The sequence below is a fragment of the Sorangium sp. So ce726 genome, assembly GCF_051521405.1.
Lineage (GTDB): Bacteria > Myxococcota_A > Polyangia > Polyangiales > Polyangiaceae > Sorangium.
The window spans coordinates 8,212,548-8,236,061 of the sequence record NZ_CP150349.1 but is presented as its reverse complement, the minus strand read 5'-3'; the positions used below and the strand labels follow the sequence as shown (position 1 = coordinate 8,236,061).

General features: G+C 69.3%; 19 protein-coding genes and 1 pseudogene. 6 read left to right on the top strand and 14 right to left on the bottom strand.

The genetic code is table 11. The features are described 5' to 3' along the window. Positions 1–70: 70 nt before the first annotated feature. From WME79_RS30480 to WME79_RS30470, 3 genes are all read left to right on the top strand, one after another. A complete protein-coding gene (locus tag WME79_RS30480) occupies positions 71–1,777 on the top strand; it encodes a DUF1592 domain-containing protein (RefSeq protein WP_437521977.1) in 1,707 nt (568 codons plus the stop codon). A 183-nt stretch (positions 1,778–1,960) separates the two neighbouring features. Continuing rightward, on the top strand, positions 1,961–3,433 hold the full coding sequence (locus WME79_RS30475) for a protein adenylyltransferase SelO (RefSeq protein ID WP_437521975.1): 1,473 nt from the start codon (positions 1,961–1,963) through the stop codon (positions 3,431–3,433). A gap of 327 nt (positions 3,434–3,760) precedes the next feature. After that, a complete protein-coding gene (locus tag WME79_RS30470) occupies positions 3,761–4,690 on the top strand; it encodes a YkgJ family cysteine cluster protein (protein ID WP_437521974.1) in 930 nt (309 codons plus the stop codon). A 163-nt stretch (positions 4,691–4,853) separates the two neighbouring features. Here the strand turns inward: WME79_RS30470 and WME79_RS30465 are convergent, their stop codons facing one another. The 4 genes from WME79_RS30465 to WME79_RS30450 form a co-directional block, all read right to left on the bottom strand. Continuing rightward, positions 4,854–6,362 carry a DUF1552 domain-containing protein gene (locus WME79_RS30465; RefSeq protein WP_437521972.1) on the bottom strand — a complete coding sequence of 503 codons (1,509 nt, stop codon included), beginning with the start codon at positions 6,360–6,362 and terminating at the stop codon, positions 4,854–4,856. Positions 6,363–6,366: 4 nt separating this feature from the next. Next, a complete protein-coding gene (locus tag WME79_RS30460; RefSeq protein ID WP_437521970.1) occupies positions 6,367–8,076 on the bottom strand; it encodes a DUF1592 domain-containing protein in 1,710 nt (569 codons plus the stop codon). Between the two features lie 521 nt (positions 8,077–8,597). Then, positions 8,598–10,286 carry an alpha/beta fold hydrolase gene (locus WME79_RS30455; protein WP_437521968.1) on the bottom strand — a complete coding sequence of 563 codons (1,689 nt, stop codon included), beginning with the start codon at positions 10,284–10,286 and terminating at the stop codon, positions 8,598–8,600. A 209-nt stretch (positions 10,287–10,495) separates the two neighbouring features. Then, on the bottom strand, positions 10,496–11,740 hold the full coding sequence (locus tag WME79_RS30450) for a hypothetical protein (RefSeq protein ID WP_437521966.1): 1,245 nt from the start codon (positions 11,738–11,740) through the stop codon (positions 10,496–10,498). Between the two features lie 509 nt (positions 11,741–12,249). On the opposite strand from WME79_RS30450, the gene WME79_RS30445 reads away from it, so the two are divergent. Together WME79_RS30445 and WME79_RS30440 are read left to right on the top strand one after the other, a co-directional pair. Continuing rightward, positions 12,250–12,999, top strand: coding sequence for a helix-turn-helix transcriptional regulator (locus tag WME79_RS30445; protein ID WP_437521964.1), 750 nt, complete (start codon positions 12,250–12,252; stop codon positions 12,997–12,999). A 215-nt stretch (positions 13,000–13,214) separates the two neighbouring features. Further along, on the top strand, positions 13,215–13,565 hold the full coding sequence (locus WME79_RS30440; RefSeq protein WP_437521962.1) for a DUF1428 domain-containing protein: 351 nt from the start codon (positions 13,215–13,217) through the stop codon (positions 13,563–13,565). 51 nt (positions 13,566–13,616) lie between these two features. On the opposite strand, the gene WME79_RS30435 is transcribed toward WME79_RS30440, so the two are convergent. From WME79_RS30435 to WME79_RS30410, 6 genes are all read right to left on the bottom strand, one after another. Then, positions 13,617–14,159, bottom strand: a complete 543-nt coding sequence (locus WME79_RS30435) for a hypothetical protein (RefSeq protein WP_437521960.1) — start codon at positions 14,157–14,159, stop codon at positions 13,617–13,619. Next, positions 14,156–14,527 (bottom strand): hypothetical protein, encoded by a 372-nt coding sequence (locus WME79_RS30430; protein ID WP_437521959.1) that lies wholly within the window; start codon positions 14,525–14,527, stop codon positions 14,156–14,158. Before WME79_RS30430 ends, WME79_RS30435 begins: the two co-directional genes overlap by 4 nt. An 83-nt stretch (positions 14,528–14,610) precedes the next feature. Further along, positions 14,611–15,540: an SDR family NAD(P)-dependent oxidoreductase gene (locus WME79_RS30425; RefSeq protein ID WP_437521957.1), complete on the bottom strand. Its 930-nt coding sequence runs from the start codon at positions 15,538–15,540 to the stop codon at positions 14,611–14,613. Positions 15,541–15,595: 55 nt separating this feature from the next. Beyond that, the gene (locus tag WME79_RS30420) at positions 15,596–16,165 is read right to left on the bottom strand and encodes a TetR/AcrR family transcriptional regulator (protein ID WP_437521955.1); all 570 of its coding nucleotides are present in this window, start codon (positions 16,163–16,165) and stop codon (positions 15,596–15,598) included. A 24-nt stretch (positions 16,166–16,189) separates the two neighbouring features. After that, positions 16,190–17,203: a quinone oxidoreductase family protein gene (locus WME79_RS30415; RefSeq protein ID WP_437521953.1), complete on the bottom strand. Its 1,014-nt coding sequence runs from the start codon at positions 17,201–17,203 to the stop codon at positions 16,190–16,192. A gap of 170 nt (positions 17,204–17,373) precedes the next feature. After that, positions 17,374–18,300, bottom strand: coding sequence for an AraC family transcriptional regulator (locus tag WME79_RS30410; protein WP_437521951.1), 927 nt, complete (start codon positions 18,298–18,300; stop codon positions 17,374–17,376). A gap of 102 nt (positions 18,301–18,402) precedes the next feature. Here WME79_RS30410 and WME79_RS30405 point away from each other — a divergent pair, with 102 nt between their 5' ends. Next, entirely contained in the window at positions 18,403–19,434 is a 1,032-nt protein-coding gene (locus WME79_RS30405) for an NADP-dependent oxidoreductase (protein ID WP_437521949.1), read from the top strand. 14 nt (positions 19,435–19,448) lie between these two features. On the opposite strand, the pseudogene WME79_RS30400 reads toward WME79_RS30405, so the two are convergent. The 4 genes and pseudogenes from WME79_RS30400 to WME79_RS30385 form a co-directional block, all read right to left on the bottom strand. Next, a pseudogene (locus WME79_RS30400) lies at positions 19,449–19,568 on the bottom strand (NADPH:quinone reductase); the annotation flags it as partial. Positions 19,569–19,822: 254 nt separating this feature from the next. Continuing rightward, positions 19,823–20,314, bottom strand: a complete 492-nt coding sequence (locus tag WME79_RS30395; RefSeq protein ID WP_437521947.1) for a hypothetical protein — start codon at positions 20,312–20,314, stop codon at positions 19,823–19,825. 238 nt (positions 20,315–20,552) lie between these two features. Then, on the bottom strand, positions 20,553–20,918 hold the full coding sequence (locus tag WME79_RS30390; RefSeq protein ID WP_437521945.1) for a hypothetical protein: 366 nt from the start codon (positions 20,916–20,918) through the stop codon (positions 20,553–20,555). Between the two features lie 79 nt (positions 20,919–20,997). Continuing rightward, complete coding sequence (locus WME79_RS30385; RefSeq protein ID WP_437521943.1) at positions 20,998–23,511, bottom strand: helicase HerA-like domain-containing protein; 2,514 nt, start codon at positions 23,509–23,511, stop codon at positions 20,998–21,000. Between the last annotated feature and the right edge of the window lie 3 nt (positions 23,512–23,514).

Sequence of the window (23,514 nt, the reverse complement as noted above, 5' to 3'; positions counted from 1 at the left end):
TTCGCTTGCCTTCGCGCGAACAGCCGATCGTCGCTCGCTCGCTCGCCGCAGGGGCCCTGGAGGTTTTGTCATGAGGCTCGTGGTCGCCTTGTCTTCACTCTGCTGCTTCTCGGCGCTCTCGCTCGTCGTCCCTGGGTGCGGGACCACGATCCTGGACCCAGGCAGCGACGCCGACGATCAGAGCGGCAGTAGCAGCAGCACCACGGCGGGCGTCGGGGGGAGCTCAGGCGTCGGAGAGGGCTCGGATCCCTGCGTCCGCGGCATCCCGGTGACGTCGCAGATCCCGCGCCTGCTGAACCGGGAGTACGACGCGGTGGTGCGGGATCTGCTCGGCGTGACGGCGCTGGCGAGCGCCGGCAACGGCCCGCCGTCGGAGCTCCTCTCGGCCGACTACGACGGGGAGCTGACCGACATCGCGTGGAACGGCTACCTCGCGGCTGCCGAACGTATTGCCGCCGAGGTGATGGCCGGGCCCAATAGGTCCAGGTTCATCTCCTGCGATCCGGCGGCGCCTCGGTGCCTCGAAGCGACGATCCGCGCTTTTGGTCGCAAGGCTTTCCGCCGTCCTCTGACGGACGAGGAGGTGCTGAGTTTCCTGCGGCTCACCGCCGTGGAGCCCCAGGGTACGCCCGACGAAATCGCTGAAGCCATCCTCTTCGCCTTCCTCGCCTCGCCCTCGTTCATCACGCGCCCCGAGCTCGCGCAGGAGCCAGAACCAGGGGGAAGCGCCGTCAGGCTGTCCAGCTACGAAGTGGCGGCCAGGCTCTCGTTCCTGCTCTGGGATTCCATTCCCGATGACGTCCTGAACGCCGCGGCTGACGCTGGCCAGGTCGCTACCAAGGCGCAGATCTTGGCGCAGGCGCAGCGGATGATCCAGAACCGCGAAAAGACGGCGCCGATCGTGGCCGCCTTCCATCGTGATTACGCGGAGATCGGCGAGGGCTCGCGCTGGGGAGCCGTGGACCACGACACGGCCATGTACCCCGACTATTCCCCGGGCGCGGTCGCTCCCATGATGGCAGAGATGGACGCCCTGTTCGAGGAGGTGGTGTTCGAGGGGGGGACGTTCAAGGACATGTTCCTGAGCAACGCTGGCTTTGTCAACAGGGACACCGCGCCGCTCTATGGGCTCGATCCCGCGAGCTTCGGACCGGAGCTGACGCGGGTGGAGCTCGACCCGACCGAGCGGCCGGGGTTCTTGACCCGCGTCGGGTTCTTGAGCTCCTTCTCGTCGCACGACGCCACAGACCCGATCTCCCGCGGCGCGTTCATCACGAGGTTGCTCGGGCTCCGCTTGGGGCCTGACCTTCCTGCGGACCCGATGCCGCGCCCTCCGGGCAACTACATCACGCAACGTCAGTACATCGAGGAGCTGACCTCCTCGGCGGCGTGCGCCGTGTGTCACGGCCCTTACATCAACCCGCCGGGCTTCGTGCTCGAGAGGTACGACGCGATTGGCAGGGTGCAGACCACCGATCCGCTTGGCGGCGCCATCGATGGAACCGCCGACGTCGCCTTTGGCCGCGACGACGTCGAGACGATCAGGACACCTCTCGAGCTGATGGACGAGCTCGGCGCTCGTCCGGCCGCAATGCATCGCTATGCCGAGCGGTGGGTCGCCTTTGCTACGGGACGGCAGCAGCCGAACGGGCACGACGTCTGCGACGTTGATCTGCTCAACCTCAGGCTGTCCGATGACGGCTATACCATTCTCGATCTGCTCGCCGATCTTACCCAGATGGACTCTTTCCGTCTGCGAGTCGCTGGGACCTTTTGAGGAGGAACTACGTCATGGCGAAGGAGCTGACCCGACGAGTGTTGCTCCTCTCATGATGCCAGAGCCGCATGCTCTTCGCGCGAACGGCTGAGCGTCGGTCGCTCCCGCGGCGTCCTGGCGCGGCCCGGCGGCGGGCTCTTCCGGCGGCTTGAGCGGCGGCACCTCCGCGCGTAAGGTTCGCCGATGAAGCTCCCGTTCGACAACACCTACGCCCGCCTTCCCGACCGCTTCCACGCGCGCGTCTCCCCCGCCCGGGTCCGCGCGCCGCGCGTCGTGAAGGTCAACCGCGCGCTCGCGGAGGTGCTCGGGCTCGACGCGGAGCAGCTCGCCTCGGCGGAGGGGGCGGAGGTGCTCGCGGGCAACACGCTGGCCGAGGGCGCGGAGCCGATCGCGCTCGCGTACGCGGGGCACCAGTTCGGCAGCTTCGTGAGCCAGCTCGGGGACGGTCGGGCCATCCTGCTCGGCGAGGTCGTGGGCAGGGACGGCAAGCGGCGCGACCTGCAGCTCAAGGGCGCGGGGCGGACGCCGTTCTCGCGGGGTGGAGATGGGCGCGCGGCGCTCGGGCCGGTGCTGCGCGAGTACGTCGTGAGCGAGGCCATGGCGGCGCTCGGCGTGCCGACGACGCGCGCGCTCGCCGCGGTGACGACGGGCGAGCCGGTCTATCGCGAGGAGGTGCTCCCCGGCGCGGTGCTCACCCGCGTGGCCGCGAGCCACATCCGCGTGGGCACGTTCCAGTTCTTCGCCGCGCGGGACGACCGCGAGGCGCTGGCCACGCTCGCTTCGTATGCGCTCTCCCGGCACTACCCCGACGCGATGGGCAGCGGCAACGACGCGCTGGCGCTGATCGAGCGCGTCGTCGACGCGCAGGCGACGCTGGTCGCGCGCTGGCTCGGCGTCGGCTTTGTGCACGGGGTGATGAACACCGACAACACGTCGATCTCCGGGGAGACCATCGATTATGGGCCGTGCGCGTTCCTCGATGAGTACGATCCCGCGAAGAAGTTCAGCTCGATCGATCGGGGCGGCCGGTACGCCTTCGGGAACCAGCCGCGCATCGCGCAGTGGAACATGGCGCGGCTCGCCGAGGCGCTCTTGCCTCTCCTGGCCGAGGGCGAGGAGGCGGCCGTGCGCCTCGCGACCGAGCGCGTGGAGCGCTTCTCGGCGCTCTTCGTTGCGGCACACGGGCGTGTCCTGCGGGCCAAGCTGGGGCTCGCGCGCGAGGAGGAGGGAGACCTCGCGCTCGCCGCGGATCTGCTGGAGCGCCTCGCGTCGAACGGCGTCGATTACACGGTCTTCTTTCGCCGGCTGTGCGCTTCAGCGGCCGATTCAGCGGCCGACGCCCAGGTGGCCGCCCTGTTCGCGGAGCCCGGCGCCTTCCGCGACTGGGCCGAGTCGTGGCGCCGGCGGCTCGCCCGGGAGGAGGTCACGTCCGAGGCGCGCGCGAGCGCGATGCGGCTCGTCAACCCGGCGTTCATCCCGCGCAATCACCGGATCGAGGCGCTCATCCAGGCGGCCGTTCTGCGTGACGACTTCGAGCCGTTCGAGACGCTGGTGCGGGTGCTCGAGCGACCGTACGACGATCAGCCGGAGAGCGCGCATCTGAGCGAGCCCCCGCAGCTGGACGAGCGCGTGCAATACACGTTCTGCGGTACCTGACCATTCTCGAACAGCGAGGTATCTCAGGGAGTCAGCCGTAACGGCCGATCACCAACGTGAACGTTTACGTGGACGTGGACGTGAACGTTTACGTGGACGTGGTCGTTTACGTGGTCGTGGTCGTGGTCGTTCACGGCCTATCGTTGACGACCACGACCACGTAAACGACCACGTAAACGTCCACGTCCACGTAAACGTTCGGATGTGGGAGAACTCGGTGCGAAGCTTGGTTAACGCGTAGGAGGGCTGGCGGACGTTTTGGACGTGTGATAAACTACCGTTTCTTCGAACGCTCGGGCGGCAACCACCCTCCAGGATCCGGCCACCATGAGTCAGAGGAAAGGCAAGCCGCGCCCCGCGTCAGGAAAGAAGGCCCGGCGAGACGCCCGCAAGGACGGCGCGGGTCGCGTGCACCTCACGGTCCTTCGCGACCCCGCGAGCGGGCATGAGCGCGTGGCGCTCAGGACCCCGGTGTTCCGGGAGGCGTGGCAGAACGACATCACGGCGGCCGCGGCCAACACGGCCTATTCCGCCCTGCGCGGGGAGCCGAGCGTGGATGGCGCGGTCGAGCTGGCGCGGGACGCGATGGCGGCCACGTCGCGGCTCGCGGCGGGCCTGCTGGCGCGCGCGCCCGACGGCGCGGTGGCGTGCAGGGCGGGCTGCGATCACTGTTGCCATCAATCGGTCGGGGTCACTCCGCCGGAGGCGCTCGCGATCGCCGACCACCTGAAGTCGACCCTGTCCGACGCGGAGCTCGCGCGCGTGGCTCAGCACGTGTCCGGGTGCCACGACAGGACGCGGAGCCTGTCGTCGGCAGAGCGGTTTTCGCCGGACCACCCTTGCCCCTTCCTGCGATCGGGGCGGTGCTCGATCTACGAGGTTCGCCCGCTCTCCTGTCGAGGGATGAACTCGCTCGACGCGGGCGAGTGCGCGACCAGGCTGCGGGACCCCGAGGCGCGCGCCGCGTTCCTGGCGCGCGGCGTGGGGGGCCGCTCGTTCATGGAGCCCATTCGCGGCGTCCACGCCATCAGCGCCGGCCTGCAGCTCAGCCTCTCCGAGCTCTTTCGCCTCGACATGCGCCCCCTGGAGCTGACGGCGGCGATGCACCTGCTCCTGAACGGGCCGGACTCGCTCGCCGACGCATGGATCCGTGGGGAGCGGCCGTTCGAGTCGGCGCGCAGCGCCGACAAAGCGACGGATCCCGGCCTGGGCGAGCTGATCGAAGCGGTGGGTCTCGCGCCCGGCCGGGATCCGTGAGGACTTACAGCGGTTTCCGCCAACCTCTGCACCGTGCAGAGCGGCGGTCTCCCGCACAGGAGACGGGCCCAGATCGGCGTTTTCGGCGCGCAAGCGCACTCCGGTGCGCTGAGCACCGAAAACGTCGAGGTGGGCCCGTATCCGAAGCGGGTGACCGCCGCTCTCAGGCCTTGAGCGCGGTTAGCTCGCCCGGCTTGGTGATGCCGGCCTGAGCGTCCCTGCTGTCGAGCTTTCCAAACTGTGTGACGGGCCCACCGTCCGCCGCCGTGCACCCGACGGCGTTCATCAGCGTCACATAGAGCTTGTTGACGGGGACGCTGCCGGTGTTCGAGCCCGTGCCGAAGCCGACGCTGGTGTCGCCGCCCGTGCAGTCCGCCTCGCTGTTGCCGGTGCCGAGCTTGCCGCCGTCGACGTTCACGACCTGGCCCTGCTTGAGGTAACCCCCCGCGCTGCCCGCGATCACGATCGGCAGGTTGTTCGTGTTGTGGGCGTTGCCGTCGGCCAGCTCCGGGAGCCACATCGTGGCGGTGTTGTCGAGCAGCGTGCGATCGCCCTCCGTGATGCTGTCGAGCAGGGTGACGAGCCGCACGTACTTGGCCGCGTACCAGGCGTCGATCTGCGCGATCATGTCGAGCACGCCGTTCTTGCAGGTCCCGCCCACCGCGAACGAGCCGTTCCGGTGCGAGAGGCCGTGGTGGTCGGCGTCGTGCTTGATGCCATCCCAGTCGAAGGTCACGTAGCCGGGATAGACGAGGATCATCGACCGGTTCATGTCGCAGATCATGCTCAGCGCCATGAGGTTCATCATCATGTCCCCGCCGGCCGTGAACGACGTGCCCAGGCCCGCGCCGAACCCGCCGCCCGCGCTCGCAGCGTCGACCTGGGCGGCCGTGACGCCGACCTTGGTCGCGGTCGCCTCGTTGCACGCCGTGGGCGCGACGGTCTGCTCCGTGCTGCGGAGCAGATCGAGCCAGTCGCTGATCCGGCGCTGGTCGGACTTGCTCATGTTGAGCCGCTGATAGCTCTGGAGGTCGTCCTTGACGAGATCGATGGCGCTCTGCCCGCGCTTGACGCGGTAGTCGCCCTCGGTCTCCTGCCCGCCCCCGAACAGCCCGGTGAGCTGCTGGTACACCGTCTTGGGGTTGACGACGGCCGGGAACGCGGTGTTCGGCCCCGAGAAGGACAGCACCTCCTTGATGCTGCTGCTCGACGGGCCGACCGAGAGCACAAGCGGGCTCGCCTTGCCGGGGTTGATCTGCTTCGCGATCTCGTGGTCGAGCGAGTGGGACGTCGCGTACCGCGTCTTGTCGTCGCTGATGAGCGCGCAGGTGAGCTTCCCCCCCATCGCCTGATCGTGCGGGTCGATGGACTGGATCTCCGCGTAGGAGTTGAACATCTTCAGGCCGCGCGGGAACAGAAGCTTCGACACGAACGGCGTCAGCCCCGCCAGCGTGGTGCCCTTGATGTGCTCGGCCGTGAGGGGGCCGTTCTCGATGGTCGGGAACCAGCGGTTGGTGAGGCACCCGTTGTGCGTGTAGAAGATCACGAGGCGCTGCGGCGGCGACGATGCGGGCGCGGACTGCGCCTTGACCTCCCGCTCGTGGACCGAGCTCAGGAACGGAGCCGCGACAGCGGCGCCAGCGACACCCTTCAGGAAGACTCTGCGCTTCATTCGCCTACTCCAGTTCTACGGCTCGGGTTCGGAACGACGGAGACTGCGTGAGGTCCGTGACGAGGTTGAGGACCGTGTACCCCCCGGCGGTGATCTTCGTGGACAGGTCGCGTACCGTGCACGAGTCCAGCTTGTGGCCGTCGCGCTCGTAGGCGTACGAGACCCACTTCTGCGCGTACTGGCGCTGCGCGTTCGGGGAGACGGCGAGCTTCGCCATCAGGTCGGCCGGGCTCGTGACCCTCACGGGCTGCCCGTCGATGTGCACGTCCGCGACCGTGTCGATGAGCGCGCCGGTCAACGCTTCCTGCGTCTGCCACGACCCCATGGCGTCGTACGCCTCCATCACGAAGCCCGGCGGGTTGATGTAGTTGTGGTGGCACGCGGCGCAGGTGGCGCCCGCCGTCTGCGCGTCCACGCGCTTGCGGTTCGTGTCGAGATCGTCCCCTTCTGGCAGCGGCGTCTCGAGCGCGCCCGGAGGTGGGGTGCCCGGGTCGATGCCGAGCACGTCCTTGGTGATGAACACGCCCCGGAGGATCGGCGAGGTGCGGTTGTACGACGAGTACGCGTTGAGGAAGCCCACCCGCGTCAGGAACCCCGGCCGCTGCGTCGGGTCGAGGGACACCTCCTCGAGATCGGCCCCGAACTGGGCGGGATCGAGCCCGTAGAGCGGCGCGGTCGTCGCATTCACGAAGGCGATCGGGCTGAGGAGGAACTCCTGGAACGTCCCGTCGCGCGTGAAGACCAGATGATCGAAGAAGCGCTCGGTCTCCTCCGCCATGATCGGGATGAGCGCGCGATCGAACATGGGGAACATGGTCGTGTCCCGCTGCGCCGAGTCCCAGCGCGTGTTCGGCCCCAGCTCCAGGTAGTATCGATGGAAGGCGGCCACCATCTGCCGGGCCCTCGGGTCCTCGAGCATCCGCTGGGCCTGCGCCAGGACCTGCGCCGCGGTGGACAGCTGGCCCTGATCGGCGGCCTGGTTCAGCGCGTCGTCGGGGATCGTCCCCCAGAGCATGTAAGAGAGGCGGGACGCGACCTCATGGTTCGAGAGGGTGAACCCCACGGTGCCCTCGGGCGTCTCCGTGATCTCCGCGCGCTGGATGAACGTGGGGGAGATCAGGAACATGAACAGCAGCGCCTCCGCGACCTCCTCCGGGGCCCCGCTCGCGGTGATTTCCCGCCCCTTGGCCACGATCGCGTCGAACCTCGCCACCTCCGCGTCCGTCAGCGGCCGGCGGAAGGCGCGCCGCCCGAACTCGAGGATGGTGTCGTGCAAACACGCGGCGCCGTCACCGCTGGGCGTGCACTTCAGAAAGTTCTTCTTGAGCGCGGGGTCCGCCATCACCTGCGCGGCGATCATCTCGGCCACGGCCCTGTAGGCGCTCCAGCCCAGATCCGTGAGGCTCCCTGCCTGGTCCGTCGCCAGCAGCGTCGAGGGCGCCACATTGCCGGAGGCCGTCAGCGCCGTGACACCCAGCAGATCACGGACCGTCCTGTCATACTGCGCGTTCGTCAGGCGCCGGATCTGCGACGTCGGCGCGATTCCGGGCTTGCACTCGCCGCTCCCTCCTCCTGGGTCGTCCGGCGTGCCGTCCGTGCCCCCGGTGGGGTTTTGCCCGCCCGACTCCGAGTCGACCCCGGCGTCTCCTACGGAGCCCACACAGCCAGCCGCGAACGCGGTGGCGACGATGATGCCGCTCCTCCACGTATGCATCGCACTCACCTCAGGTGTTTATGTTCCAGCTCAAAGAACCCAAGCGAAAGCAGCGAGGGCATCTTTTGCGACCGACATGCGAAGTTCGGTGGCTGCCCTGCTCCCCGCGCCCCACATTCTCTCATGTCGAGAGGATGTGTAGCAATGATGTGTCGGTGAGGGCTCTCATTTTTTTTTTCTGTGATTGCTGCTCTAATTTTTCATCAAAGGCATGCGGGAACATTTGGATGTTCACCCATGTGGGTTTTTCGTCAAGGCATGAGGGAACCAATGGATGTTCACCCATGCGTGCCCCGCAGCCTCTCGCGCGAGCTCCGCGAGCAGGCCTCCGTCCATCGGCTGTGGCCGCGGTTTGGGTTCGCAGCGGCCAGAACGGAAGGCCGGCGACGACTCGCCATGTCCAGCTTGGTGAGAGCGCGCCTGTCGCGCTGTACGTCCGCGCCGCCACGCTCGATGACGCGGTGTGGGGCAAGTGTTGCTCTATTGCCGCGCTGCCCCTGAACGAAGCCGCCCTGCGTCATTCACCGCCCGAGCCAGCGCGTCCTCTCACGCGCGAGACGCGCGACGGCCGCCCAGTCGATCGGCGCCGCTCTGCGCAGCTCGTGGGCGGGCGAAGCCGCGTTTTCCCACATGTCCTTCGCGCCGAAGAGCACCTCGACAACGGCCGGGTCCTCGTCCCACGCGACGGGCACGAGGTCGTCGAGGCACGTGGTATCGATGGGCGCCTCGGGGTCCGCGATGAATTTCGCCATCATCTGCGTACCGCAGGGCGCTGCGCCGGCGGTCTTCACGGGGGACTCGAACGCGACCCCGTGCGGGCTCCAGGGCACGGCCACGAACGTCTGATGAGGCGCGGTGAGCTTGTCGGCCGAGAGCTCCGCCAGGTCGATGGGCGTCTGCGGGTCGAGCAGGCCGTTCATCGCCAGGATGGGCACGGTGGAGTCCGGCCACCCGCCCCAGAACCGGTCGTGCGGGTAACGCGGCCAGGCCTCGTAGAGCGGGCCGAGCTCGAGCGCCTCCCGCGGGCAGAAGCGCTGCGCATCGCAGCGCGCCTGGAGCTCGGCCGGGGCAGGGGCCGGCTCTTCCCACAGCTCGGAGAGCGCCACGTGGTTCGCCAGGATGACGGATTCCCGTGGCTCGCCTCCGCCGGTCTGCGACATCAGGTCGAGCAGCGTCTGCATGTAATGGCCGACCACCTGCACGTCGCCCGGCTCGCAGCGGTCGATGCGGTAAGCGAGCGGGAAGAGGTGCGCCCGCAGGCCGCGGAGCTGAACGAAGAACGGAGCGATGGACGCGAACAGCGCGACATCGGCGCCGAGCTCCGCGCAGTGGCCTTCTGCGAGCTTGCCGAAGAGCGCGTCGAGCTTCGCCCAGGGCTCGGGGCCGAGCTTTGCCCCGCAGGTCGGATCGGCGGCGCAGAGGGCGGACAGATCCTTCGCCACCGGATCGAACTGGGTATCGTACCGAGACAGGTGCTGCGCGCCCGGCGATGCGACCGAGTCGAGGATGACGGCGTCGGCCCCATCGGGGTGCGCCTGCAGGAAGCGCAGCGCGCGCGTCGTCCCGTAGGAGACGCCGTAGACGACCACCTTCTTGCCGGGTTCGCGCGTCCGATCGATGAGGCGCGCGAGATCCTCGGCGTCGGCTGACGTCGTGAAGTGATCGAGGTCGTCGCCCCATCGCTCCTTCAGCGCCTCTATGCAGGCGGGCCACTCGCTCGCGGCGATGTCCGCGCCGCCCTCCGAGCCCGGGTCCTCCTGCACGGGGCAGTCGAGGCGGCCCGAGAGCCCGACGCCGCGGTGCTCGAGCACGTACCAGTCGACGTCGGGCATGACGCCCTGCCACAGCTGCTCGATGACGTCCTTGAACACGGCGCCGGAGTCGCCGGGGCCGCCTTGCAGGAGCCAGACCTGCGCCCTCGCCGCGCCGCCCGGCGCGAGGTGCCGCGAGACGAAGACGGGCAGCGCTTCCCCGTCAGGCGCCGACGGGTCGAAGGGCAGGGGGACCGCGGCGCACTCGGAGAGGAAATCGTCTGGGCAGCTTCCCCATGCGATCGCCGCGCTGTCGCCCGAGCCGCCAGCGCCGGTTGTGCCAGCGCCGGTCGTGCCAGCGCTGGCCTGGTCTCCGCCGCCGGAGCAGCCAGCAGCCAGGGCCGTGAGCCCGAGCATTGCGGGGAGGAGCCCCGCCCGAAGGACACGATCGTCGATCATCCCTGAACCTCGCAATCGTCAGAGGGCCGTTGAACGGCGCGAGGTCTCGGTGGTCGTGACCAGGGCGCCGGCGGCCTCGAACGCGTGGAGGTCGAGCGCCGTGCCCTGTGTGCCCGCTCGTCTGGTTTCCGCTCAACGCGGGCTCTGTTTTTCCGGGCGGGCCGCAGGGCCGAGGGAGGCCCCGGCCCGCCGGCGGAAGTGCCCTCCGCTCAGAGGAGCTTGAGATAGGCGACCATGTCCGCCTCCTCCTGGGCGGTCAGGGTCGAGCGTCCCCCGAGGATCGGGGCGGCCAGGATCGGGGCGGCCTCGAAGGCCAGCTTGTAGTGGTGGATGACGTCCTCCAGCGTAGGGGCCGAGTTGTCGTGGAAATAGGGCGCCGTCTCGTTGATGCCCCAGAGGGAGGTCGTCTTGCCGTCCCCCAGGACGTCCAGGGTGCCGAGGACGAGAGCGGAGCCCGGGTCGGCGGCCAGCATCGAGAGGACGCCGTTCTCGAGCCTCGGCTGGTAGACGGCGATGAGCGGGAAGAACAGGTCCGGATTGGAGCAGAGGAGGCCGCTCCCGTCCGACGGGCAGGCCATGGCGTAGCGATGCATCGGGTTCGGCGTCGGCCGCACCTCCGAGGTGCCGAGGACCTCGCCCGAGAAGCCGGTCAGCACGCCGGTGATCCTGGTGAACGCCCCGAAGGGGAACTGCTCGCTGCTCGTGTTGAGCATCGGCCCGCTGTGGCACTGGCCGCAGACGCCGTTCGGGAGAAAGTGCTTGCGCCCGCGCTTCTCGGACCGCGTGTGGCCACGAGGCAGCTCGGGCTCAGGCCCGCCGTGCGCGTAGCGGCGCAGCTCTCGCGAGCTGAACAGCGTCCGCTCGTAGTCGGCGATCTTCTCGAGCTGCCGCTGCGTGGGTGTGACCGTCGGCTCGAAATGCGCCAGGATCGCGTTCGCGGCCTGCGTCTCGAGGTCGGGTTCACGGGCATCAAACGTGATGAGCGGATCGAGCGCAGGCGAGTTCTTGACGGAGGGGACGCCCCGGAAGACGGTCACGCTCGTGGCCGCGGGGTCGTCCTGGATCCAGATGTTCGGGGGCAGCGGGAACTCGAAGCGGATCGTGGCCTCGTTGAGGAGCCGCGTGTAGCTGTCGCCGACGCCATCGTCGCTGTCGATCGGGCGGAAGAGGGGATCGTGCGGGTTGGCCGCGTACCGCGCCTGCACGTCCGCCGGGGAGATCGTGCCGGTCTCCTCGCTGTGGCAGGTCGCGCAGCGGCGCCCGTTGCCGCCGAAGGTCGCTCTCTCGAAGAGCTGCTCGCCGCTCTGGACCCGGTGCGCCTGGGCGGCGACCGCGACCAGCTCGTCGGAGTCCCACTCCTCCTGCCCGGCGCAACCCGCGGCCCCCAGCAGCGGGATAAGGAGGAAGAGACAGGCCATGAACATGCCTTGATGGGAATTGACAATGCTATTCATAAACCCTCCCTGATAATGAATTTGACAGGGGAGCGTCGCCCGGAACGAACACGGTGTCGTGATCGCGCCGGTCGAGTGACGCGCGCTTGAACCGAGCGCGCAGCCATCATGTTGGATCTAGATCGCGGTGATTCGGGCGTCCGCGCGAGGTTGCGGCGCGCCGCGAAGAGGACCCCCAGGTGACCTCGCAAGTTTCAGAAAAAACGAATCGGTCCCCAGCTGTCAAGGGAGCTCAGCCGTGCTCGACCCATTCGCCATGGTGTGCGTGTCGTGGGGTTCAGGTCGCCGATGCGCGCTGGGTTCCGCCGCTGTGGGACACCGCGTCGCCTGCCGGACCGAGGGAGCCGCGAGAGCCTGGCCAGGCCGGTTCAGGAGCCTGCCCGATCAACGCGTGTTACCCTGCGTCGGTGGACATGGAGTCGCAGCTTACAATCGACGCCCTCGAGTCCGGCGTGATCCACGTACGTGCCTGTCGCGCGCCGGAGATCTGCCCGATACAGCGCGCCGCCGTGCACACCTATTCTGTCCTCGCCTTTCACCTCGGCGGCCGGATGCGGGTGGAGCACCGCGGCGAGCTGGAGCTGACGGCTGGCCAGGTCCACCTCATCCCGGCCGGCGATGCCCATCGGTGGCTCACGGCGAGCAAGGTGGATCTGCGCGGCGTGGCCTTCTGTCGCTCGTGCCTGCCTCAGGATCGTTTTCAGGAGCTGCTCGCCCCGCTCGATCGCGTCCGGCGCGGCGCTTTCCCGGTCGTCGAGCTGCCGACCAGCAGGCAGCCCCACGTGCTCGGCCTGCTCGAGGAGCTCGAGCGCGAGCTGTCGCGGTCCTCGGGCATGCTGCCTGTTGTGGCCGAGAGCCTCCTCGGGCTCTTGCTCGCCGAGATCGTGCGCGCCGCCCCGCGCGACGCAGCTCTCCCGGAGGCCCCCTCCGTCGTCGCCGAGGCGCTCGCCGTGATCGAGGCGCGCTGTCTGGGACCGCTGACCCTGGGCGAGGTCGCCCGCGCGGTGCACCGATCTCCCGCGTACGTCACGACCGCGGTGAAGCGGTCGACGGGCCGCTCCGTGGTGGCGTGGATCCTCGAAGGCCGCCTCGCCGAGGCGCGGCGTCGCCTGCGCGACACGGATGAGCTCGTCGAGATCATCGCCGAGCGGGTCGGCTATGCCGACGCCAGCCAGTTCAGCCGCCTCTTCCGCCGCCGCCACGGCGTGTCCCCGGCCGCGTGGCGCACCCGCGAGCGCGCGCTGCCTCGCCCTGGGTGATCGTCCAGCAGGCCTGTCGCGCCGAGCGCGCTTTCCGGCCGGCTCGAACGCCGTGAGCCCTCGGGCGCGGCCGCCAGGCGGCCTTGCAGCGAAGTTGCCTTCATTGATCGGGTGGGGCATCACCCCGACCCCCGAGCTGGTCGGGCCGCCGCCGCGCGGGTCGCGGCGGCGGTCCGTTCAGAACGGGGCCGAACGAAACGAGAGGAGAACCCACGATGAGCTACGTCGACGGTTTCGTTGTGCCGGTGCCCGCGGGCAAGAAGCAGGCGTATCGCGATCTGGCCGCGAAGGCCGCGGTGGTGTTCAAGAAGCACGGGGCGATTCGCGTCGTCGAGTGCTGGGGCGATGACGTGCCCGACGGCAAGATCACCGACTTCAAGGGCGCGGTGAAGGCGGAGGAAGGCGAGGTCGTCGTCTTCTCGTGGATCGTCTGGCCCTCGAAAGAGGCGCGCGACGAGGGCAACAAGAAGGTGATGGAGGACCCGCTCATGAAGATGGACGAGGACACGCCCTTCGACGCAAAGCGCATGATCTACGGCGGGTTCGACGTCCTCGTCGACGTCTGACCGGCAGGCTGCGGTCTCGAGCCCGCCCCGGTCAGGCCGGCCCCTGGCCGGTCATGGCGAGTCGGCGGCGTCGACGCGGTGGGTATCGACCACCGCATCCCAATGGTCAACGTGGTGGACGAGGCTCACGGCAAAGTGCTCCTCGTCCAGGTCCACGACGATGGGGTCGGACTCGTCCCAGCTCGCACCGGCGAGGACGGCGGCCACGCAGCCGGCAGCGAGCTCCTTGCGGCCTGCATCCTTGAGCGCAGAGACCCTGGCGCGAGCCCAGCCGGTCCGGGCATCGAGCAGCAGAGCGACAGTCGCCGACGGGAAGGCGCGCTCGAGGTGGGGGAGCGCTTGAGGGGCGCCTGACGGCTCGCCTCCAGGCGTGGCGATCAGGACGAAGAACTCCGAGGTGCTGGGGTCGCCCTGGAGCGCAGCGCTGTATCGAAAGAACTGCGGGCTGTGCTCGACGCCAGGGACCGGAAGCATGACGAAGCGGCCCGGCGCGACCTCACCCGCCCCAGGATGTCCGGGCGGAACGAGGAACCCGTCCTCGATAGGCTTCACCTGGGCCGACACGGCGTGCTGGCGCGCCGCGCGCGCCGTCACCCCGGGCCCCGCAGCGCCTCGACCAGCGCGTCGACCAGCTCGCGCACCGGGAGCGAGGGCGACCGCTCGCCGAGCAGCTCGAGCACGTCCTCGTCGTCCTCGCCGCACGAGAGCTGTACGGCCGCGACCACGGCCCCATCGCGCTCGACCGCCAGGTCGAAGATCCCCTCCTCGTCGCTCACCGGCGCGCCGAGCAGCGCCGACAGCCTGCGGCCCAGGAGCTCGGCCAGCGGCTCGTCACCGCCGAGGCTCGCCTCGTCGGGCTCGATGGTGGCCTGGACCGCGCGCGTCGGCGCCCCGCTCACCTCGGCGCCCTCGCGATCGAGCCGGAAACGAAAGCCACGCGCCTCGAAGAACCCCGTCGTCATGCGCTCGATCAAGGCACGCCGCGGGCGCGCCGGCAAGCGGGTCGGGTATCGAGCGAAAGGAGCAGAGGCGTGTACTCTCGTCGTCACGACGCTGCAGCCGCCGACAAGAACGTGCGGGTCTCGGCCACGACCCGATCCTGGAAGACCGGGGCGCGCACTTGCGTCGAGCCAAGCATCGGAGCTCCGCCCTCGTCGTAGTAGACGCCAGTGCTGCCCGAGGTGTCCGTCATGATCTTGGTGATCACGCGCGCGGCGCGCTTCGTCGTGCTCCAGTACTTCATGAAAGGCGTGAGCAAGGGGAGGACGTAGTGCAGCAGAAACCCCACGAACGCGTTGACCTCGCGGTGCAGACCGCTGTTCGGGATGAAGCCCGGTTCGACCGCGTTGAAGTGGACTCGCGGCGTCTCGCGAGCGAGCGCCATGGCCGTGGCGATGTTGCACTGCTTCGAGGTGGCGTAAGCGTCTTGTCCGACGACCGAGGAGCCGCCTTTCGTCCACTCGCCCCGCGCGGAGGCCTCCACGGAGATGTAGCGAGCGCCGCGGAAACCAGCGGCCCTGGCGGGCTTCCGCTCCGGATCCTCCGTGGCCGAGCCGACGAAGAGGACGTTTGCGCCGTCGCGGAGGTGCGGCACGAGCGCTTCGGTGAGCGCGAAGGGTCCGAGGTGGTTTGTCGCGAAGGTCATATCCCAGCCTCGCGCGTTCCTCGTCAGGCGCGGCTGCTGAACGCCCGCGTTGTTGAGCAGCCCGACGATCGGGAGATGGAGCGCGACGATCTCCGCAGCCGCGCGGCGCGCGCTCGCAGGATCCGACAGGTCGCATTCGACGGACACCGCCTGTTGCCCTCGCCGCTCGATGGTCTTTTGCAGGTCGGCTAGCTTTCCGCGGTCGCGGCCGACCAGGATGACCGTGCCGTGCGTGGCCAGCTCGAGCGCCGTGGCGCGGCCGATGCCGGAGGTCGGGCCCGTCACCACGTACGCCTTGGGGTTCTTCGAGATGTCTTGCTTCGTCGTCATCTGTGGCCTCCGAAATGTTTGTCTAGTCAGTCATTTTAGGCGCAGGGCAAAGCCCTCATCCCGCCAGCATGCGCCAAGCGGCGTTGAAGCCGACTTCGCAGTGCTGGTCCGCGCGGGCCGGGTCATTCACCATGAAGTCCATCGTCGCCTCCGCCACCGCGGTCATCAGCGCGATGACGAGCTCGAAAGGGGCGTCGCGCATCGGCCCATTGGCGCGACACCGCTGCGTCAGCTCGGCGAGCCCAGCCATCGTCTTGTGCCCGGCGGCACGGGTCGCGGGTGTGATGTCGTCGGCGACTCCGAGGAGCGCCAGCGCACGCCTCTTCTCGGGGTTGCGGACCGCCCAGCGCGTCCAGTTCGACCAGGAGAGGGAGCACTGCTTGCGAAGCGCCGCGTTCGCCGGCACTCCTTCCAGCGCAGCGCTGGCCATCTCCGACTTCAGCTCCAGGTAGAGCTGGTTGTAGAGCTCGGTCTTCGTCTCGAAGTACGTGAAGAGTGAGCCGTTCGCGACGCCGGCCTCTCGCGCGATGGTCGCTGTCGCCGCGCTCAACCCTTGCTTCACGATCACGCGGATCGCAGCCGCGACGATCGCGTTCCGCTTGTCGTCGCTCTTCGGCCGGGCCACGCCACAGAATATGCACATGAGTGTCTAGGCAGTCAAGGAACGCTCGGGCAGAAGCAGGGGCTTGCCCTCGCCGTTGCCGATCGCTGCCATCGCCTCGTCGATCTGTTCGAACGTGTACGTGCGGCCGAGCGGGGTCTTGCAGTGGGGGAGCGCGAGGAGGTCGCCGATGTGACGGAGGGCTGCGTCGAGGCTTTGCGGCTCGCGGACGGTTGGGCTCGCGATGTTGCTGAAGCTGCGCAGTGTCAGCGCCTTCGTCATGAGAAGCGCCGTCGGGATCTGGAGCGGGACGTCGCGTCCGCCGAGGTGGCCGTAGCTATGGACCGTCGAAGCGTGCGCGAGCCGCGGCACGAGCCGCGTGAGCAGCGCGCCGCCTACGCCGTCGAAGACCGCGGTCGCAGCGCGGCGTTCGATGGCGACCTGCACGTCGGTGTCGAAGCTGGCGTCGCTCTGCGCAATCACGTCGTCGGCGCCGAGCCCGCTCAGCTTCTGTCGCCCAGCCTCGCCTCGCACGATGGCGACCGTTGCGAGCCCGAAGCTGCGCGCGATGCCGACGAGCGCCACGCCCGTGGCCGACGTGCCGGCGGTGATGAGCGCGCCCCGGTGGCCATCGGCCTGCGCCTGCTTCGCGAACGCGTACGCGGTGATGACGTTCACCAGCGAGCCGCTGTAGTCACGCGCATCGAGGCCATCGGGGATGAGCGCGCAGCAGCGCGCGTGCATCTGCGCGAGCGTGGACCACGTGCCGAGCGCAGGGTCGCTCGGCGATAGCGAGCGATAGACGGCCACGCGTCGTCCGACCCACTCCGGCGGTACGCCTGCGCCGGCGGCCACGACCGTGCCGGCGCCCGAGGCGCCCCAGACGTCGTGCTCGCCGCGCCGCGCCCCTCGAGGCGGCGGCGCGCTCAGGAAGAATTTGTCGCCGGGGTTGATGGCGCAGGCCTCCATGCGGAGGACGACATGCTCTGGCGGCGGGTCGCGGGGCGCGGGGACGTCGCGGACGACGAGGGAGCGATCGGGCGTGACGCAGAGGGCTTTCATGCGGGTTCCTTTCGCTTTAGCGGATGAGCGTCTAGTCAGTCAACAAAATCGTCGACCCTGGGGTGCTCCGCTCACTCGCTCCCTCCCCGGTATGTAGGTCTGGCACGCCGTTCGCGGGGCGATTCTGTACGCGGCGGTTGCCGCCGTGCGGGGACGAGCTCCCGCCGACCTTACGAGACGCCTGGCGCCCTACGTCTACGCGCGTACGCGCGTGGCGATTCGCCCATCGTCCTCTTGAACGCCGCGCTGAACGCGCTCTCCGACTCGTAGCCGACGGTGCCCGCGATCTCGAAGACCGAAGCGTTGGAATGAAGTAGCTTCTCGCCCGCGATCAGCATTCGCCACCGCGTCAGGTACTCCATCGGCGACTCGCCGACCGTTCGCCGGAAATGCTCTGCGAACGTCGTCCTCGACATGCTCGCCTGCTCGGCGAGCGCCTGCACGGTCCAATCGTGCCCCGGCGTCTCGTGCATGCTCGCGATCGCGCGCGCTATCCGCGGGTTCGCGAGCGCGAAGAGCCAGCCGATGCCGCCACGCTCACCGCGCGCGAGGTACATGCGGAGGACGAGCACCAGCATCGAGTACGCGCTCTGTTGCGCGAGGAGGAACCCGCCAGGCTGCGGGTCCTTCATCTCCTCCATGAGCTGCTCGAGGTGGCCTCGCAGCGACGGCTCTTCCGCACCCTTTCGCAGATGCACGAACGGAGGCAGCACCCGCAACAGGAGCTCGGCGTTGCCTTCGAGCGCGAAGTGCCCGCCGATCAGCATGAAGTCATCGCCGGGCGCGATCGAACGAAAGCCGTTGTAGCGGTCGATGGGGCCGGAGAAGAGCGTGCGCGCGTCGCGCGAACGTGCGTCCAGATCGCTGCAGAGGCGAAAGGGGCGACCGTGCGGGAGCATCAGGCAGTCCCCGGTGCGCAGATGCGCGGGCTTCTTCGCGCCGTCGATCGCGACGAAGCATTCGCCCTTCATGATGGCGTAGCACTTGATGCCTCCGTGCGCGGGGAACTCGAGCGCCCAGCGGCCACCGCCGATGAGCCCTCCTGAGGCGTAGTTGTTGGGCTTCACGAGCGACAGGACGTCAGAGAGCGGGTCCATCGAGGCCTCCGTACGAACGCGACAAAAACACGGACGAACCAGCATGGATCGTACGGAGCAACGGCCATAGAAACAAGCGAACCCAAACGGGAGGTTTCATCCATGTCCGCTGACAAGAAGACCCGCACGATTCGCTTTCATGCTTACGGTGAGCCCGCTGATGTGCTTCGCCTCGAAGAGACGGAGCTGCCCGAGCCCGCCAAGGGGCGCATCCGCATCGCCGTCCATGCGTGCGGGCTGACGCCGGCGGACTACGGTTTGTGCAAGGGGCTGTTTCCATTTCAACGCGAGCTTCCGCGCGGCATCGGGATCGAGGCCTCCGGCATCGTCGACGCGGTCGGCGAGGGCGTCACGGATGTCGCCGTCGGCGACCGCGTCCTCGGCGTGCCCGACTACGCGGGAGCGCCGATCGGCGGCGCGTCGGACTTCGCCATCCTGAGCGCCTGGGCGCAGATGCCCGGAAACCTCGATTTCGCGCCCGCCGCCGCGCTACCGATGGCGGTGGAAACGGCGTACCGCAGCCTCGATCAGCTCGGCGTGAAGGCGGGCAAGTCGCTCTTGGTTCACGGCGCAGGGACGACGGTCGGATTTGCCGCGGTGCAGATGGCGCTCCTTCGCGGGGCTCGGGTCTTCGCGACGGCCGGTGAGACGTACGCCGAGCGGTTGCGTGCGTTAGGGGCCAAGGTGACATCGTACAACGCGGGCCTCGCCGACCGCGTCCTGCAGCTCGCGGGAGGGCCGGTGGAGCTTGCGCTCGACACCGCGCCAGTGAACGTGTCGAGCACGGTGAACAGCGCGCTCGCTGACCTCGTTCGCGCTGTCGGCAGCGATCCGAAGCGCGTGCTCACGATCGCCGACTTCGCCGGCGCCGCGAAGCTCGGCGTCCGTACCAGCTTCGATCCGGAGGGCGCGACGATCGGCGGGTCTGACACACCGCAGTTCGACGAAGGAGCAGCGGAGAAAATAGCGAACACGCTTCGCTACGACGTGCTCGGCGAGTTCGCGAGGCTCGCCGCCGAAGGTCGCTTCTCGATCCCGATCGCACGCAGCTTCGCGCTCGAAGAGTGGCGCCAGGCGTTCGACATCCTCCTGACGGGCAACGCGCGCGGAAAGCTGCTGCTGTTGCCGCGTTGATGGCCGGCTGAACGTCACGACGTGACGTCCACGAGGACCTTGCCGACCGCGCGGCTCTCCACCGCCCGGTGCGCGTCGGCGGTGCGGTCGCGCGGAAAGCGGACCAGCGGCAGGCCGTGCTCCTCGCCGACCGGCTACGCGATCCGGCGGTCGACCGTGGTCACGCGCGCGAGATGCTGCTCGCGCTCGTGTCGCGCGTGCTCGGTAACAGGCCCTCGTCGCCGACCGCAAGCTCCGCGACGGCAGAGGATTGACCGCGCGCGATCGCGCTCGCGCAGCGCATCACCGTGCGTGTACGCCTGCGCCCGCCGACCGAGAGCGAGGCCGTGCTCTTCCTCGACAAGCCCCTGGCTATCCACCACCGAAGCGAGCGGTGCGCGGGGCAACCTCACCAGACCGGCTTTCCTGTCCGCTTGAGCGACTGCAGGAAGCGCAGTCGATCGGCCTCGGGCGGCAGCGGATCCGAGCCCTGGGCCTCGACGATGAGGAAGCAGGTCATGTCCTCGAAATCCACCGTCCGCTGGTGTGCCACCGGCGGCGTCCCTTTCACCTCTGACCTGTCACTGCCGGGCGCGCGCGCCTCCGGCCCGAGCTTTCCATCTCGCCGCGCCATGCAGCTCGCGCTGAAGGCGAGCCGTCCAGGCGTCTTGCCGCCGACCGTGTGCGTGCGCAGCTCGACATCGTCAGTCGTCCGGGCGCGCGTTCGAAAGTCGTTGAACGGGAGCGGCAACTCCACGGAGAAGGCGCCTTCCGTCGATCGAGCGAGGTGCCAGCCATCCCCGAGCGGCTCGGTGGCCTGGACTCTGTGCATCACCATGAAGACGCCTGCGCCGATCTCACGCTCCTCGCCCGGGCCGATGCCCGCCAGTCGTTCGGCCACCTCGCTCTTCGAGGGCGCGGCCTGGCCAGCGACCGGTGGAGCGTGCGAGTTTGCCGGTGCGATCGTGCCGCTGGTGGGGGCCGTCGCGCTCGCGGTTGAAATCTCGCTCGATTGTGTGGGTGCTCTTTGGCACCCGTAGAGGACCGCGAGCAGCATCAGAGGAAACCGCCTGCTTCTTTCAAGCGCGCTCTTCATGGAAGCACCTCGTGTCGCGGGCTTTCTGGGGATGTCGCGACCTCTACTCGTCCTGCTGATGCTCGAGGCCGAGCTCGGCCGCGAGCCGGTAGAAGTGCTCGGCCTCCTCTCGGTCGCCAAGCAGCTCATGGGAGCGGCCGAGGTTCACATACAACGAAGGGTAGAAGCTCCGGACACGCTCATCGTCGACCTTCCTTGCGCGAACGAGCGCCTCTCGATTCCACGACATCGCCTCCTCCGGCGTGTCCTGAAACCGTGCGACGTAGTGCGCCGCCACGCAGGCGTCGTAGTCGTCCTTGCAGACAGCCCAGGCCTGACGATAGAGCTCCCGGGCATCTTCTTTCCTGCCTTCGAACTCCGCCCGGGTGCCCTCCGCGCAGAGTCGAATCACGGGATTGTCCAGGTCCATGCACCACCTTCGTGCCTACCTCGATCCCGGCGAGTGCCTTGCTGGTGAGGAGGCCTCGACCCCGCCCGCGCCCGGCGCGTCACCCGCCTGTGCCACGGAGCCCCGCCTCGGTGACGGCCCGCTCCACACGGTCGGGGGACCATGCGCCGGCGTGGCGCGTGAAGAGCGTTCGCCCCTTGAACGCGCGGCCCGCGAGCTCCGCGGGCATGTCGGGCCAGCGCGCGACGAAGCTCCCCTTCGGCGCCCCCTTGCGCGCGGCGACCCAGGGAGGCGCCCCGCCCTCGATCGTGAACCAGTCGATCACACGCTCCACGTCCTGGGCCGCCTCGAGCCGCCCGATGAGCTTCGTGCTCGTGTTGCCGAACACGTTGTAATCCACCGATCGAGGGCTCTGGGTGCACAGCAAGCAGCCCACGCCGTACTTCCGGCCCTGGGTGAAGAGCCGGATGAGCGGCTGCTTGGCGGGCGGCTTGCTGCCGCCGGCCGGGATCCAGTCGCGCGCCTCGTCGATGTAGAAGAGCAGGTTCACGCCGCCGGAGGTCGCGTCCACGGTCGTGATCATCCAGCGGTACAGCTCGGTCGCGAGGGCCGCGAGGAAGAAGTGCTTCTCGTCGTCGTTGCTGAGCGCGTTCAGGTAAACGACGTTGAGCGGGACGCGCCCGGGCTTCGAGGGCCGGAGCAGCTCGGTGAAGTCGAGGCGCGTCCCCCCCGAGAAGAGCCGCGCGGACGGGCCCTGCACGAACGTGTTGAGCTTCCGCGCGAGCCGCTCGCGCTCGGACTTGCGGATCAGGCTATCGACGTCGTCGATGCCGAGGTCCTCTGGCGCGGTGACGGCGGCCACGATGTCCCTCAGCCGGACCGGCGCCGCGCGCGGCAGGTGCCGCAGCACCTGGTAGAGGAACGTGCGCTGCGATTCTTCCTCGCCGCCGCACGCGCACAGGCTGACGAGGTTGGCCGCCACCGCCACGAGCAAGCCCTCCTCCTCCTCGGCGCGGAGCGCGGGGTTCGCGATGTGGGAGAGCTCGCCCGCGCTCGGGAGCCGCAGGGGGTCGAGGCAGAGCCGCAGGCCGTGCGAGGACCCGGGCGTGAGGATGCGCGGCTCCATGCGCTCCCTCAGCTCCTCCCACGCGCGGTGCAGCTCCGCCGGCACGTCGGACGGCGGGCGGGCCTCCATCATCTGGACGAGATCGCCCTGGGGGTCGATCGCGACGACGGGGACACCGGCGCGCAGCGCCTCCTCCGCGATGACCTTGGCCATCCACGTCTTGCCGCTCCCCGCCGCGCCGACGACCGAGACGTGCGTCCGGAGCACCGCAGGGTCCACGCAGACGGGCGAGCCGCCGTCGTCGAAGCCGAGGAGCATGCCGGTGACGTTCGCGGTGCGGGCCTCCGGAGGCCTCGCTCCCGCGTCGAGCACCGTGGGGGTCGAGCGCTCACCGCCTGGCGGCGCCTCCGGCGGCCTGGCGCTGGTACCGCCCGGCGGCGCCTCCGCGGGCGCCCTTCGCCCGCGGCCCCGCGCCGGCGCCGGCTTCGGGCGCTCGACGGCCGGCTTGACGACCGCCAGCGCCTCGTCGAGCTCGGGATCGTCCTCCACCATCGGCTCGTCCGCCGGCTCGTCCGCCGCCGGCGCGCTGGCTGCGGCGCGCTCGCTCCCCTCCGGCGCGCCGCCGCCGCGCGTGGCCTCGAGGGCCGTCCAGCGCCTGTCCCACGCGCCCACGTCCTTGTGGCCGAGCTGCGAGACGCAGGCCCCGGAGCGCTCGTGCTTGCAGCCGCCGCAGTACGCGCGGTCGCCCGGCGGCGCGAGCCCGCCCGCGCCCACCGCGTGGTCGGACCAGGCCACCATGCTGGCGATGAGCTCGTAGACCTTGCCGCGCTTCGCCTCGATCTCCTCCCAGCGCGCCTCGCGGACGCTGCGCGTGGGGTGCAGGTAGAACACCGCCACGTCCGGCCGGGTGCCGTGCTGGTGGTGGTGCATCAGCGCGTACGTGAAGACCTGGAAGAGATCGCTGTTCGGCGAAGTCGCGGGCGTGAGCTTGTAGTCCACGATGCGGTGCTTCCCGAGCCGCGGATCGAAGTACACGTAGTCGATCGCCCCGGTCACGTGGACGTGCACGTCCTCCCCCACGTGGAACGTCACGTCGACCCGCTTGCGCGAGTCTCCGAAGAGCTGCGCCCGGAGCTCCGCCGCGGGCAGGCCCGCGGCCCTCGCGTGCGACGCGAGCCGGGCGAGCTCCTCCATGTAGAGCTGGACCGCGGAGATGAAGCCCAGCCGCAGCGGCACCGGGCGCGCCGCGAGCGCGTCGAGGTTCAGGCAGGAGGCGTTGAACCAGCGCATCAGCGCCTGCTGGAGGCCCGGGGCGTCGCCGGCGGTCTCCAGCGCCGCCAGCACCTCGTCCGAGCTCGCCGCTGCGGCGTTGAAGCGCTCCACCGCGGTGTGGAACAGCGCGCCGCAGCCGGGCGCCTCCCCGCCCTTGCGCCAGATGCGGCTCACGACCGTCCGCCCGTCCTGCCGCTCGGCCGTGGCGCGCGCGTCGAACCAGTGGAGCCTCGGGCACGTCGCCGCGACGCGGAGCTGGGTCACGTTGACGTGCACGAG